1 protein-coding gene (running past one end of the window) is annotated in these 16,505 nt (G+C 69.0%); it reads right to left on the bottom strand.

The features are described 5' to 3' along the window. On the bottom strand, nucleotides 1-16,505 hold the 5' end (the start) of the coding sequence (locus Q2K21_RS03335) for a non-ribosomal peptide synthase/polyketide synthase (protein WP_310764175.1). The gene continues 18,943 nt to the left of window position 1, outside the view; 16,505 of the gene's 35,448 nt are visible here — the first part of the coding sequence; the start codon lies at nucleotides 16,503-16,505; its stop codon lies beyond the left edge, outside the window.

Below are 16,505 nucleotides of genomic sequence, written 5' to 3'. Positions count from 1 at the left end.
ACTACGAGCACTCGCTCAGCCGAAGGCTCATCCGAGCCCTCGGTGAACAGCCACGCCCGCACCGGCACCTCGGAGGCCAGGTCGAAGGCGTACCCGGCCGCCGTCGCGACTTCCGCCTCAAGATCAGACGCAGTCACCTCGACCAGCTGCAGCTCCCAGTCCAGCTCATCGATGTCGATGACCTGCTGGAGCGGCTGTCCGTCCGCGGCCGTGGGGAAGACCGTGCGCAGCACCTCGTGCCGCCCGATCACATCCCGCAACGCCGAACCGAGGGCTGACGAGTCCACGTCACCGGACAGCCGCAGCACCATCGGGATGTTGTAGAGGGCGCTCGGGCCCTCCAACTGCCCGATGAACCACAAGCGCTGCTGCGCGAACGACAACGGCAACCGCTCCGGACGCACCCACGGCGCCAGCGGGGAACGTGCCGTATCAGCATCCGACAACCGGGCCGCCAGACCGGCCACTGTAGGAGCCTCGAACAGGGTCCGGATGTCGATCTCCACCCCGAGCACCGCGCGTGCCCGGCTGACCAGCCGCACCGCGAGCAGTGAATGCCCGCCGAGTGCGAAGAAGTCGTCTTCGACCCCGATGGTCTCCAGCCCGAGGATGTCGGCGAACGCCTGGCACAGCAGTTCCTCGCGCACGTTCGCCGGCCCGCGTCCGAGCCCGGCGGCGGACGCGAACTCGGGGGCGGGCAGCGCCCGCCGGTCGAGTTTGCCGTTGGGCGTGAGCGGCAGGGTGTCGAGCGTCACCACGGCCGCGGGCACCATGTACTCGGGCAGCCTGGAGGCGACCCGGTCGCGGAGCAGGCCCGGCAACGCGACCGCGCCGGCCGTCGGGACGATGTAGGCGACCAGGCGCTTGTCGCCCGGCTCGTCCTCGCGGGCGATCACTGCGGCCTGCGCCACCAGCGGATGTTCGGCCAGCACCGCCTCGATCTCGCCCGGCTCGATCCGGAAGCCCCGGATCTTCACCTGCTCGTCGGCCCGGCCCAGATACACCAGATCACCATCGGCGTTCCAGCGCACCACGTCCCCGGTCCGGTACAACCGGCCGCCACCGGCGGGGTCGGTGTCGAACGGGTCGGCCACGAACCGTCCCGCGGTCAGACCCGCGCGCCCCAGGTACCCGCGTGCCAGACCCGCACCGGCCACATACAGCTCGCCGGCCACGCCCACGGGTACCGGACGCAACGCCTCGTCAAGTACGAACACCTGGCTGTTGACCACCGGACGCCCGATCGCCACCTGCCCCGCGTCCGCATCGCAGCGCCACAGCGTGGCATCCACGGTCGTCTCGGTAGGACCGTACGAGTTGAACATACGATGCCCGGCGGCCCATCGCGCCATCACCTCCGGCGCACAGGCCTCTCCCGCAACCACCACCGTCACATCGGGCGCGATCGATTCCGGCTCCAGCAATGCCAGTACCGCCGGCGGCAACGTCACGAACGACACCGCCTGCTCCGCCAGCAATCCGGTCAGCTCCTGCCCGAACCGCTTGCCGGACGGCACCACAACCAGCGTTGCCCCCTGAAGCAGTGCCATGCACCACTCCCAGCCGAAGGTGTCGAAGCTCGCCGAGGCGAACTGCCCCACGCGGTCCCCGGCACCCACCCCCAGCAACCGGGCATGGCCGGCCGCGAAGCTCGCGAACCCGACGTGCGACACCACCACGCCCTTCGGTGTCCCCGTCGACCCCGAGGTATAGATCACATACGCCGGATGCGCCGCGACCAGCGAAACCACCGGATCCGAGCCAGGCAGGGACGAGACCGCCCCCGCAACATCCGGATCATCCAGCACCACCACCGGCACACCCGAGGACGCCGGCACCCCAGCCGTGGCCGAAGACGCCAGCACCACAACCGGCGCCGCGTCCGACAGCATGAACGCGACCCGCTCAGCCGGATACTCCGGATCGATGGGCAGATACGCGCCCCCGGCCTTCAACACCGCCAGCAACGCCACCATCAGATCCACACCGCGGTCCAGACACACGCCCACCAGGCGCTCCGGGCCCACACCCAACCCCACCAGGTAACGCGCCAGACGGTTGGCCCGCGCGTCCAGCTCGGCATACGAGAGCGACTCACCCTCGAACACCACCGCCGGAGCCTCCGGCGTCCGCTCCACCTGTACCGCGAACAACTCCGGCAGCGTCGAGCGCGCGACGTCGACCACCGTGTCGTTCCACTCCACCAGTACCCGGCGCCGCTCATCGGCGGACAACACGTCCACTCCGGACACCGGCAGGGACGGGTCGGCGAGCACCGCCTCCAGCACCCGCACCCACCGCTCGGCGATCACAGCGATGCTGCCCGCATCGAACAGATCGGCCGCACCTGTCACGACACCCCGCAGGCCCGCCGGAACGCCCTCGGCATCGAACATCTCGGAAACGATCGTGTTCAGGTCGAACTTCGACGCCTGCTCCCCCGAAGGCACGGCCTGAGCCTGCACCCCAGGCAACGCCAATTCCGCGGCCGCGTTGTTCTGCAGGGTGAGCATCACCTGGAAGAGCGGATGACGCGCCAGCGATCTGGCCGGGGCGAGTTCCTCGATCAGGCGCTCGAACGGCACGTCCTGGTGCTCGAATCCGGCCAAGCTCGTCTCGCGCACCCGGGCGAGCAACTCGGTGAACGTCGGGTCGCCCGACACATCGGTGCGTACTACCAGGGTATTGACGAAGAACCCGACGAGATCGTCAAGCGCCTCGTCCGCGCGGCCCGCGACCGGCGAACCGATCGGGATGTCCGTGCCCGCGCCCAGCTTCGACAGAAGTACCGCCAGTGTCGCCTGCAGCAGCATGAACACGGACACACCCTGCTCACGCGCCACGTGCCGCAACCGGGCATGCACATCGGCGGAGATCTCCAGTGGGACCGTGTGCCCGCGGTGACTGGCAACCGCCGGGCGGGGTCGGTCCACCGGCAGTGCCAGCTCCTCGGGAGCGCCCGCCAACGCCTCGCTCCAATAGGTGACCTGCCGTGAGATCACAGCGTCTGGGTCCTGCTCGTCACCGAGCAGCTCACGCTGCCACAGCGTGTAGTCCGCGTACTGCACCGGCAGCGGCTCCCACAGGGGAGCACGGCCCTCAAGACGGGCCGCGTACGCGGTCGAGACGTCCCGTGCCAGCGGGTCGGACGACCAGCCGTCGGTGGCGATGTGGTGCACGACCACCACGAGGACGTGCTCATCCGGCCCGGCGGTGAACAGCCAGGCCCGCACCGGCACCTCGGATGCCAGATCGAAGACGTACTCGGTCGCCCGCATGACCGCGTCCGGCAGCAGCTCCCCGGCCGCGAGCTCGACGAACTCGAGATCCCAGACCAGGTCGTCGACGGCGAGGATCTGCTGGAACGGCTGTCCGCCGGCGGTGGGGAAGACCGTGCGCAGTACCTCGTGCCGGCCGATCACATCCCGCAAGGCAGCCGCGAGTGCCGCCTTGTCCAGGTCTCCGGCCAGGCGTATCGCCATCGGAATGTTGTAGGTCGCGCTCGGGCCCTCCAACTGGCCGATGAACCACAACCGCTGCTGCGCGAACGACAACGGCAACCGCTCCGGACGCACCTGCGACACCAGAGCCGAACGCGCCACACCGGCACCCGGCAACCGCGCCGCAAGCTCGGCCACCGTCGGAGCCTCGAACAGAGTCCGCAGAGACAGCTCCGCCCCGAGCATGATTCGCACCCGGCTGACCAGCCGTACCGCCAGCAGCGAATGACCGCCCAGGGCGAAGAAGTCATCATCGACGCCGACCGACTCCAGCCCCAGGACCTCGGCGAAGCCCTGGCAGAGAATCTCCTCGCGCACGTTCGCCGGAGCCCGCCCGGATCCTGCTGCGGTCGCGAAGTCAGGTGCGGGCAGGGCCTTACGGTCCAGCTTGCCGTTGGGCGTCAGCGGCAGTGCCTCGAGCGTCATAACGGTCGCTGGCACCATGTACTCAGGCAGCCGCTCGGCGGCAAACGCCCGCAGCACGGCCGGGTCAACCTCAGAACCGGTCGCCGGGACGACGTAGGCGACCAGCCGCTTGTCCCCGGCCCTGTCCTCGCGGGCGATGACCGCGGTCTGGGCGACCTGCGGATGCCCGGCGATCACCGTCTCGATCTCACCCGGCTCGATCCGGAAACCACGGACCTTCACCTGCTCATCGGCCCGGCCCAGATACACCAGGTCCCCGTCGGCATCCCAGCGCACCACATCCCCGGTGCGATACAACCGGCCGCCACCGGCATCGGTGGCATCGAACGGATCGGCGACGAACCGCTCCGCGGTCAGCCCCGCACGCCCCACATACCCACGCGCCAGCTGCACACCCGCCAGATACAACTCACCAGCCACCCCCACCGGCACCGGACGCATCCGCTCATCCAGCACGAACACCCGCGTGTTCGCCACCGGACGCCCGATCGGCACCACACCCGACCCATCCGCCTCGACCCGGTACTCGGTCACGTCCACCGACGCCTCGGTCGGACCGTACAAGTTGAACAGGCCAGCTCCCTCACCGAACACGGAGAAGAACCGGTCCCGGACGCCGGCACCCAACGCCTCGCCCGAACACACCACCCGCCGCAACGAGCCGCACTCCCGAGCCTGCGGCGCCGCAAGGAACGCCTCCAGCATCGACGGCACGAAATGCACCGTGTCCACCCGCTGCTCACGGACCAGTTCCGCCACATACCCCGGATCCCGATGACCACCCGGACGGGCCACCACCATCACCGCACCCTGCAGCAACGGCCAGAACAACTCCCACACCGACACATCGAAACCGAACGGCGTCTTGTGCAGCACCCGATCCCCCACCGCCAGGCCGAACCGGTCCTGCATCCACCCCAACCGGTTCACAATCCCCGCATGCGAGACCACCACACCCTTCGGCACACCCGTCGAACCCGACGTATAGATCACATACGCCGCATGCCCCGGCACCACCGACACGCCCAGCGGGCCATCGTCCGCCAAAGACACCTGCACGTCGTCCGTGAACACCACCGGCACCGCACCCGCACCCACCACAGCCACGCAGGCCCCATCGGTGACCACACACACCGCACCCGCATCAGCCAGCATGAACGCGACCCGCTCCGCCGGCAGCTCCGGATCAACCGGCAGATACGCACCCCCGGCCTTCAACACCGCCAGCAACGCCACGACCATGTCCACACCACGGTCCAGGCACACCGCCACGACCGACTCCGCACCCACACCCCGGCCGACCAGCACCCGGGCCAGACGATTCGCCCGCGCATCCAACTCCGCATACGAAACCGACTCACCCTCGAACACCACCGCCACCGCATCCGGCGTCCGCGCCACCTGCCCCGCGAACAACCCCGGCAACGTCCCCGCCGGAACCTCAGCCGCAGTGTCATTCCACTCCACCAGCACCCGGTCCAACTCGACCGCATCCAGCACGCCCACCGCCGACAGCGGCACCTGCGCACCGCCGTCCAGCGCGTCCTCCAACGCCGACACCAGATGCCCGACCCCGGTGTGCAGCATCTCCGCCACCGCCTGGGGATCGATCGGCGCGACCGCATCCACCATCAGAATCAGACCCGCATCACCGTTGTCATCGACCGACATCGTCAACGGATAGTTCGTCCGGTCCTGGACAAACACCTGCCGAAGGCCCTCAAACCCGCCGTGCTCGTCGGCGCTGCCCTCATCGGCACTCTGAGAGCTGCCGACGGTGTTGTGCCGGTAGTTGAACAGTGTGGCGAACAGCGGCTCATCGGCCGGCACCGCACTGACCCGCTGGGCCAGTGCCAGCGGCGCGTGCTCGTGCTCCAGCAACCCGGCCAGCTGACCCCGCATCGCGGTGACCGCGCCCAGCACGTCGAGTTCGCCGGTGCGCACCCGCACCGGCAGAGTGTTCATGAACAGGCCCGGCATCCGGTCGGAGCCGGCACCGGCGTTCATCCGGCCGAACAGCACCGTGCCGAACACCACGTCGTCACGGCCGGAGACCACCGACAGCACCCGCGACCACGCCAGATGCATGACCGTGGCCGCACTGGCTCCCAACCGCCGCGACACGTCCTGCAGGCGGGCCGCCACACCGGCGTCCACAGGCAGGCTCGCGCTGACGACTTCGGAGCCGTCGCCGCGCACATCGCTGACCCCGAACGCCGCGGTCGGCTCGTCCACCCCGGACAGAAGCTCCCGGAAGAACTCCTCGTGCTCTCCCGTGTCGAGACCGGCACGGGCCTGAGCCACAAAGCCCCGGAACGGCAGCGGCTCCGGCAGTTCCTCGGCACGACCGGCCAGGATCGTGCGCGCCTCGTCCAACACGATGTCCGCCGCGGTGTGGTCCTGCACCAAGTGGTGCACCCGCACCAGCGCCAGCCACCGGCCCCCGGAAACCTCGGTGACGTGCAGATCGAGCAGCGGGGCGCGGCCCAGATCCATCGACAGCCCCACCAGGGACACCAGATCGGCCGCGGGGTCGGCGGTGTCGGTGTCAAGGCTCACCTCGGTCACCGTCAGCTTCGCGGAGCGCCACACCACCTGTACCGGTTCGCGCAGCCCCTTCCACACCACCGAGGTGCGGAACACATCGTGCCGGTCGATCACCTGCTGTACCGCGGAGGCGAATCCGTCCAGGCCCGAACGGTCCTGGAACTCCAGCACTGCGAGCAGAACGTAGACGTCGTCGCCACCGTCGGCCAGCAGGTGGTGGAACAGCAGGCCCTCCTGCAGCGGGGCCAGCGGGTAGATGTCCGCGACATTGCCCGCACCGCCCTCGACCCCGGCGACCGCGATCTCGATCTCGGCCTCGGTCAGCTCCACCAACGGCAGCATCTCCGGCGTGATCGTCTGCGCGCCGTCCGGAATCAGGTTCTCCGGCACCGACACCGTCACCGCACCGGACACAGCCGCCAAGCCCGCCGGCGTCGGCGACAGGAACAGCGCCCGCACCGACACCGACATGCCCCGTACCCGCAGCCACTCCACCAGACGCACCACGAGCAGCGAGTGACCGCCCAGCGCGAAGAAGTCGTCATCGACACCGACGGACTCCAGCCCCAGGACCTCGGCGAAGCCCTGGCACAGCAACTCCTCCCGCACGTTCGCCGGAGCCCGCCCGGACCCGGCGAGCGACGCGAAGTCGGGGGCGGGCAGGCCCCTGCGATCCAGCTTCCCGTTGCGCGTGAGAGGCAGCGCGTCCAGCACCACCACCGCCGAGGGCACCATGTACTCCGGCAACCGCTCGGCCACGGACCTGCGCACCGAAACGGACAGGTCCTGACCGGCCACCGCGCCGGCGGCCGGATCCACACCTTCCGCGGAGGTGGGGACGATGTAGGCAACCAGGCGCTTGTCCCCGGCCCTGTCCTCGCGGGCGATGACCGCGGTCTGGGCGACGTGGGGGTGCCCGGCGATCACCGTCTCGATCTCACCCGGCTCGATCCGGAAACCACGGACCTTGACCTGCTCATCGGCCCGGCCCAGATACACCAGGTCCCCGTCGGCATCCCAGCGCACCACATCCCCGGTGCGATACAACCGGCCGCCACCGGCATCGGTGGCATCGAACGGGTCGGCGACGAACCGCTCCGCCGTCAGACCCGCACGCCCCACATACCCACGCGCCAGCTGCACACCCGCCAGATACAACTCACCGGCCACCCCCACCGGCACCGGACGCATCCGCTCATCCAGCACGAACACCCGCGTGTTCGCCACCGGACGCCCGATCGGCACCACACCCGACCCATCCGCCTCGACCCGGTACTCGGTCACGTCCACCGACGCCTCGGTCGGACCGTACAGATTGAACAGGCCAGCTCCCTCACCGAACACGGAGAAGAACCGGTCCCGGACGCCGGCACCCAACGCCTCGCCCGAACACACCACCCGCCGCAACGAGCCGCACTCCCGAGCCTGCGGCGCCGCAAGGAACGCCTCCAGCATCGACGGCACGAAATGCACCGTGTCCACCCGCTGCTCACGGACCAGTTCCGCCACATACCCCGGATCCCGATGACCACCCGGACGGGCCACCACCATCACCGCACCCTGCAGCAACGGCCAGAACAACTCCCACACCGACACATCGAAACCGAACGGCGTCTTGTGCAGCACCCGATCCCCCACCGCCAGGCCGAACCGGTCCTGCATCCACCCCAACCGGTTCACAATCCCCGCATGCGAGACCACCACACCCTTCGGCACACCCGTCGAACCCGACGTATAGATCACATACGCCGCATGCCCCGGCACCACCGACACGCCCAGCGGGCCATCGTCCGCCAAAGACACCTGCACGTCGTCCGTGAACACCACCGGCACCGCACCCGCACCCACCACAGCCACGCAGGCCCCATCGGTGACCACACACACCGCACCCGCATCAGCCAGCATGAACGCGACCCGCTCCGCCGGCAGCTCCGGATCAACCGGCAGATACGCACCCCCGGCCTTCAACACCGCCAGCAACGCCACCACCATGTCCACGCCACGGTCCAGGCACACCGCCACGACCGACTCCGCACCCACACCCCGGCCGACCAGCACCCGGGCCAGACGATTCGCCCGCGCATCCAACTCCGCATACGAAACCGACTCACCCTCGAACACCACCGCCACCGCATCCGGCGTCCGCGCCACCTGCCCCGCGAACAACCCCGGCAACGTCCCCGCCGGCACCACCGCATCAGTGTCATTCCACTCCACCAGCACCCGGTCCAACTCGACCGCATCCAGCACGCCCACCGCCGACAGCGGCACCTGCGCACCGCCGTCCAGCGCGTCCTCCAACGCCGACACCAGATGCCCGACCACCGTGAGCAGCATCCCGGCCACGGCTTGCGGATCGATCGGCCCGACCGCGTCCACCGTCACACCGAGCAGCTCACCGCCACCGTCATCGACCGACACCGTCAACGGGTAGTTGGTGCTCTCCCGGGAGAACACCGGCCGGACACCCTCGAACCCGGCGTCGTGCTCGTTAGAACCGTGAGGCGCGGCGCTCGCGTTGTGCCGGTAGTTGAACAGTGTGGCGAACAGCGGCTCATCGGCCGGCACCGCACTGACCCGCTGGGCCAGTGCCAGCGGCGCGTGCTCGTGCTCCAGCAACCCGGCCAGCTGACCCCGCATCGCGGTGACCGCGCCCAGCACGTCGAGTTCGCCGGTGCGCACCCGCACCGGCAGAGTGTTCATAAACAGGCCCGGCATCCGGTCGGAGCCGGCACCGGCGTTCATCCGGCCGAACAGCACCGTGCCGAACACCACGTCGTCACGGCCGGAGACCACCGACAGCACCCGCGACCACGCCAGATGCATGACCGTGGCCGCACTGGCTCCCAACCGCCGCGACACGTCCTGCAGGCGGGCCGCCACACCGGCGTCCACAGGCAGGCTCGCGCTGACGACTTCGGAGCCGTCGCCGCGCACATCGCTGACCCCGAACGCCGCGGTCGGCTCGTCCACCCCGGACAGAAGCTCCCGGAAGAACTCCTCGTGCTCCCCCGTGTCGAGCCCGGCCCTGGCCTGAGCCACAAAGCCCCGGAACGGCAACGGCTCCACAAGCGTCTCGGCACGACCCGCCAGGATCGTCTGCACCTCGTCGTAGACCACGTCCATCGCGGTGTGGTCCTGCACCAGGTGATGCACCCGCACCAACCCCAGCCACCGGCCGCCGGAAGCTTCGGCGACATGCAGATCCAGCAGCGGCGCCCGCCCCAGATCCATCTGCAACCCCACCACCGACACCAGATCCGTCGCCGGATCGGCGCTGTCCGTGCCGAGTTTCACCTCGGTGACCGGCAGCGTCGCGGAACGCCACACCACCTGCACCGGTTCACGCAAACCCTGCCAGACCAACGAGGTACGGAACACATCGTGCCGGTCGACCACCTGCTGCAACGCCCCGACGAACCCGTCCAGCCGGGAACGGTCGTCGAACTCGACCACCATCCGCAGCACATACGCGTCCTGACCGCCATCGGCCAGCAGGTGATGGAAGAAGATCCCTTCCTGCAGCGGAGCCAGCGGATAGATGTCCGCGACATTGCCCGCACCACCCTCGACCCCGGCCACCACTGCCTGGATCTCGGCCTCGGTCAGCTCCACCAACGGCAGCATCTCCGGCGTGATCGTCTGCGCGCCGTCCGGAATCAGGTTCTCCGGCACCGACACCGTCACCGCACCGGACACAGCCGCCAGGCCCGCCGGCGTCGGCGAGACGAACAGCGACCGCACGGGCACCGACATGCCTCGCACCCGCAGCCACTCCACCAAGCGGACCGCCAGCAGCGAGTGACCGCCCAGGGCGAAGAAGTCGTCCTCGACGCCGACCGACTCCAGCCCGAGGACCTCGGCGAAGCCCTGGCACAGGATCTCCTCGCGCACATTCGCCGGGCCACGACCTGAGCCGGCGATGGCCGCGAAGTCGGGCGCGGGCAGGGCCCGCCGGTCCAGCTTCCCGTTCACCGTCAGCGGCAACGCCTCAAGGGCCACCACCGCCGACGGCACCATGTACTCCGGCAGACGCTCGGCGACAAACGCCCGCAGCACGACCGGGTCGGCCTGAGCCCCGGTCGCCGGGACGACGTAGGCGACCAGACGCTTGTCCCCGCCCTCATCCTCCCGCACGATGACCGCGGTCTGGGCGACCTGCGGATGCCCGGCGATCACCGCTTCGATCTCACCCGGCTCGATCCGGAAACCACGGACCTTGACCTGCTCATCGGCCCGGCCCAGATACACCAGATCACCGTCGGCATCCCAGCGCACCACATCCCCGGTGCGATACAACCGGCCGCCACCGGCATCGGTGGCATCGAACGGATCGGCGACGAACCGCTCCGCCGTCAGACCCGCACGCCCCACATACCCACGCGCCAGCTGCACACCCGCCAGATACAACTCACCAGCCACCCCCACCGGCACCGGACGCATCCGCTCATCCAGCACGAACACCCGCGTGTTCGCCACCGGACGCCCGATCGGCACCACACCCGACCCATCCGCCTCGACCCGGTACTCGGTCACGTCCACCGACGCCTCGGTCGGACCGTACAAGTTGAACAGGCCAGCTCCCTCACCGAACACGGAGAAGAACCGGTCCCGGACGCCGGCACCCAACGCCTCGCCCGAACACACCACCCGCCGCAACGAGCCGCACTCCCGAGCCTGCGGCGCCGCAAGGAACGCCTCCAGCATCGACGGCACGAAATGCACCGTGTCCACCCGCTGCTCACGGACCAGTTCCGCCACATACCCCGGATCCCGATGACCACCCGGACGGGCCACCACCATCACCGCACCCTGCAGCAACGGCCAGAACAACTCCCACACCGACACATCGAAACCGAACGGCGTCTTGTGCAGCACCCGATCCCCCACCGCCAGGCCGAACCGGTCCTGCATCCACCCCAACCGGTTCACAATCCCCGCATGCGAGACCACCACACCCTTCGGCACACCCGTCGAACCCGACGTATAGATCACATACGCCGCATGCCCCGGCACCACCGACACGCCCAGCGGGCCATCGTCCGCCAAAGACACCTGCACGTCGTCCGTGAACACCACCGGCACCGCACCCGCACCCACCACAGCCACGCAGGCCCCATCGGTGACCACACACACCGCACCCGCATCAGCCAGCATGAACGCGACCCGCTCCGCCGGCAGCTCCGGATCAACCGGCAGATACGCACCCCCGGCCTTCAACACCGCCAGCAACGCCACCACCATGTCCACGCCACGGTCCAGGCACACCGCCACGACCGACTCCGCACCCACACCCCGGCCGACCAGCACCCGGGCCAGACGATTCGCCCGCGCATCCAACTCCGCATACGAAACCGACTCACCCTCGAACACCACCGCCACCGCATCCGGCGTCCGCGCCACCTGCCCCGCGAACAACCCCGGCAACGTCCCCGCCGGCACCACCGCATCAGTGTCATTCCACTGGACCAACACCCGGTCCAGCTCCGTGCCATCCAGCACACTCACCGCCGACAGCGGCACCTGCGCACCGTCATCCAGAGCGTCCTCCAACGCCGACACCAGATGCCCGACCCCGGTGTGCAGCATCTCCGCCACCGCCTGGGGATCGATCGGCGCGACCGCATCCACCGTTAGACCGAGACCATCACCGTTGTCATCGACCACGACCGCCAGCGGATAGTTGGTCCGCTCCTGGAAAAACACATTCCTGATACCAGCCAGGCTTGAACTGGGGGTCGTCGCCTGACGGTAGTTGAACATCGAAGTGAACAGCGGAACATCCGCCGGCACCCCGCTCGCGCGCTGGGCCAAGGCCAACGGCGCGTGCTCGTGCTCCAGCAGTCCGGCCAGCTGCCCGCGCATTGCCGTGACCGCGGCCTGCACGTCCAGTTCACCGGTGCGCACCCGCACCGGCAGCATGTTCGTGAGCAATCCCGGCATCCGGCCCGAGCCCGCTCTGGCGTTCATCCGCCCGAGCAACATCGTCCCGAACACCACGTCATCACGGCCGGAGACCACCGCCAGCACCCGCGACCACGCCACATGCATGACGGTCGCCGGACTGGCGCCCAAACGGCGCGATACCTCCCGCAACCGCACGACCAAGTCAGCGCCCAGATCCAGCTCTGCGACAGCCACCCCGGATCCGTCCCTGCGCACGTCGGTGACACCGAACGCCGCGGTGGGCTCGTCCACGCCGGACAGCAAGTCCCTGAAGAAGTCCTGGTGTTCCCCGCTCTCCAGCCTGGCCCGGGCTTGCGACACGAATTGCCGGTACGGCAACGGATCCGGCAACTCGTCGGCCTGTCCGGCCAGGATCGTCCGCAGCTCGTCGTGCAGCATCTCCAGCGTGGTGTGGTCCTGAACCACATGATGCATCCGCAGCAGCCCCAGCCACCGGTCGCCGGAGATCTCCGCAACATGCAGATCCAGCAGCGGGGCCCGGCCGAGATCCATCACCAGCCCGACCTCGGAAACGAGCTCCGCCGCCGGATCGACGCTGTCGGCATCAAGGTTCACCTCGGTGACGGGAAGCGTCGCGGAGCGCCACACCACCTGCACCGGCTCACGCAGCCCCTGCCACACCACCGACGTGCGGAACACGTCATGCCGGTCGACGACCTGCTGCAACGCCGCGACGAACCCATCCAGCTGGGACCGGCCGTCAAACTCCCACCCAAATGCTGTGACGTAGACGTCCTCGCCACCGTCGGCCAGCAGGTGGTGGAAGAAGATCCCTTCCTGCAGCGGGGCCAGCGGATAGACGTCCGCGACATTGCCCGCACCACCCGGCACCCCGGCCACCACGGTCTGGATCTCGGCCTCGGTCAGCTCCACCAACGGCAGCATCTCCGGCGTGATCACCTGCGCGCCGTCCGGAATCAGGTTCTCCGGCACCGTCCCCTGGACCGCACCGGCGACCGCCGCCAGGTCCGCTGGCGTCGGGGCTTCGAAGAGCACCTGCACCGAGACTGACATTCCCCTTACCCGCAGCCACTCCAGCAGCTGCACGGCGAGCAGCGAGTGACCGCCCAGCGCGAAGAAGTCGTCATCGACGCCGACCGACTCCAGCCCCAGGACCTCGGCGAAGCCCTGGCACAGCAACTCCTCCCGCACGTTCGCCGGAGCCCGCCCGGACCCGGCGATCGCGCTGAAGTCCGGCGCGGGCAAAGCCTTACGATCCAGCTTGCCGTTGTGCGTCAACGGCAGCGCGTCCAGCACCACCACCGCCGAGGGCACCATGTACTCCGGCAGACGCTCGGCGACAAACGCCCGCAGCACGACCGGGTCGGCCTCAGAACCGGTCGCCGGGACGACGTAGGCGACCAGACGCTTGTCCCCGCCCTCATCCTCCCGCACGATGACCGCGGTCTGGGCGACCTGCGGATGCCCGGCGATCACCGCTTCGATCTCACCCGGCTCGATCCGGAAACCACGGACCTTGACCTGCTCATCGGCCCGGCCCAGATACACCAGATCACCGGACTCACTCCAGCGCACCACATCCCCGGTGCGATACAACCGGCCGCCACCGGCATCGGTGGCATCGAACGGATCGGCGACGAACCGCTCCGCCGTCAGACCCGCACGCCCCACATACCCACGCGCCAGCTGCACACCCGCCAGATACAACTCACCAGCCACCCCCACCGGCACCGGACGCATCCGCTCATCCAGCACGAACACCCGCGTGTTCGCCACCGGACGCCCGATCGGCACCACACCCGACCCATCCGCCTCGACCCGGTACTCGGTCACGTCCACCGACGCCTCGGTCGGACCGTACAAGTTGAACAGGCCAGCTCCCTCACCGAACACGGAGAAGAACCGGTCCCGGACGCCGGCACCCAACGCCTCGCCCGAACACACCACCCGCCGCAACGAGCCGCACTCCCGAGCCTGCGGCGCCGCAAGGAACGCCTCCAGCATCGACGGCACGAAATGCACCGTGTCCACCCGCTGCTCACGGACCAGTTCCGCCACATACCCCGGATCCCGGTGACCACCCGGACGGGCCACCACCATCACCGCACCCTGCAGCAACGGCCAGAACAACTCCCACACCGACACATCGAAACCGAACGGCGTCTTGTGCAGCACCCGATCCCCCACCGCCAGGCCGAACCGGTCCTGCATCCACCCCAACCGGTTCACAATCCCCGCATGCGAGACCACCACACCCTTCGGCACACCCGTCGAACCCGACGTATAGATCACATACGCCGCATGCCCCGGCACCACCGACACGCCCAGCGGGCCATCGTCCGCCAAAGACACCTGCACGTCGTCCGTGAACACCACCGGCACCGCACCCGCACCCACCACAGCCACGCAGGCCCCATCGGTGACCACACACACCGCACCCGCATCAGCCAGCATGAACGCGACCCGCTCCGCCGGCAGCTCCGGGTCGATGGGCAGATACGCGCCCCCGGCCTTCAACACCGCCAGCAACGCCACGACCATGTCAAAGCCGCGCTCCAGGCACACCGCCACGACCGACTCCGCACCCACACCCCGGCCGACCAGCACCCGGGCCAGACGATTCGCCCGCGCATCCAACTCCGCATACGAAACCGACTCACCCTCGAACACCACCGCCACCGCATCCGGCGTCCGCGCCACCTGCCCCGCGAACAACCCCGGCAACGTCCCCGCCGGAACCACCGCATCCGTGTCGTTCCACTCCACCAGCACCCGTTCCAGCTCAGCCGCGTCGAGGAGCTCGACGCCGCCGATCGAATCCTCGGGTGAGGCGGCCGCGAACCAGTTCAGCACCCGGAGGAAGTGCCGGGAGATGTCCGCGCCCTCGTCGTCGCCGTGAAGGTCACGGTTCAACTCGACCGCGGTCTCCATCCCGCCTGCGGCCGAACCGTGGTAGACGTCGATCCGAAGGTCGTCAACCGGCCCTGTGTAGAGGCCGGTCCAGGAGGCGGAGCAGTTGCCGAACCGCTCCGGATGCTCGGCCAGGACGACGTTGACCACCACGTCGTAGAGAGGGCCGCCGCCGACCAGACCCAGGTCGGTCATGATGTCCGTGTACTGATAGCGCTGGTGCCGCAGGCCCTGACGGACTGCATGGGCGGTCTGTCGCAGGAGATCCGCGACCGTCGACTCCTGGGTCATCCGAAGCCGGACGGGCATGATGTTCGCCGTCATGCCGGGAATTCCGAACTCGCGCCTCAGCGTACGGCCGTTGACCGCGACCCCGAGGACGATGTCCTGCGCGCCGGTGACCTGGTGCCGGTAGGCGGCCGTTGCGGCGATCACCAGGCCCGCGAAGTTCGTCTTCAGGCGTCGAGCGGCTGCCTTCAGACCGTCGGCGTCAGGGGCGCCGATCTCCTCCAGGTGCTGGACCGGACGGTTCGCCAGCCGACGAGCCTGGCGGCCCCGCCAACCGGCCGGCTCAGGCGCGCCGGACAGGAGGTCGAGCCAGAAGTCACGGTCCCGGCCGCGCTCCTCCGACTCCCGGTAGTCCCGGTCGGTCTCCATCAGGACGGTCACCGGAGCCAGTGCTCCGTCGGAGGACGCGCGGCCTTCCAGTAGGCCGGTGTAGATCTCGGCCAGCCGATTGGCGAAGGCCGACAAGCTCGTTCCGTCGATGGCGATGTGGTGTGCCCGCTGGTACCAGATTGCGTGATCGTCAGCGAGCCTCAGCACGGTCTGGGCGGACAGCCAACCGTCGGACAGGTCGACCGGGCGGTCCACGTCCGCGTGAATCCACTGCTCGGCGGCGGCGCGCGGGTCGGTCTCCGCGCGTAGGTCGAGGACCTCGATGGGGTATTCGTCCGAGCGGCCGACGTACTGCCGCGGGATCCCGTTCTCCACGGTAATCCTGAGGCGGTACCCGTCGGCTTCGTCCAGGGCGCGCCGCAGAGCGTCGACGAACAGGTCGACGTCCAGGTCTCCGCGGAGCTCCGTGTAGTCGCCGATGGTGTAGGCAGGGCTGGCCGGTGCGAACTGCTGGGCGTACCAGACACCGAGCTGGCCCGACATGAGTTCCTGGAGTTCGTGCTCAGACGCAACCAT

It is taken from the genome of Streptomyces sp. CGMCC 4.7035, from assembly GCF_031583065.1.
Classification (GTDB): Bacteria; Actinomycetota; Actinomycetes; order Streptomycetales; family Streptomycetaceae; genus Streptomyces; species Streptomyces yaanensis.
The sequence above is the reverse complement of the archived record's forward strand: the minus strand, read 5'-3'. Positions and strand labels throughout refer to the sequence as shown.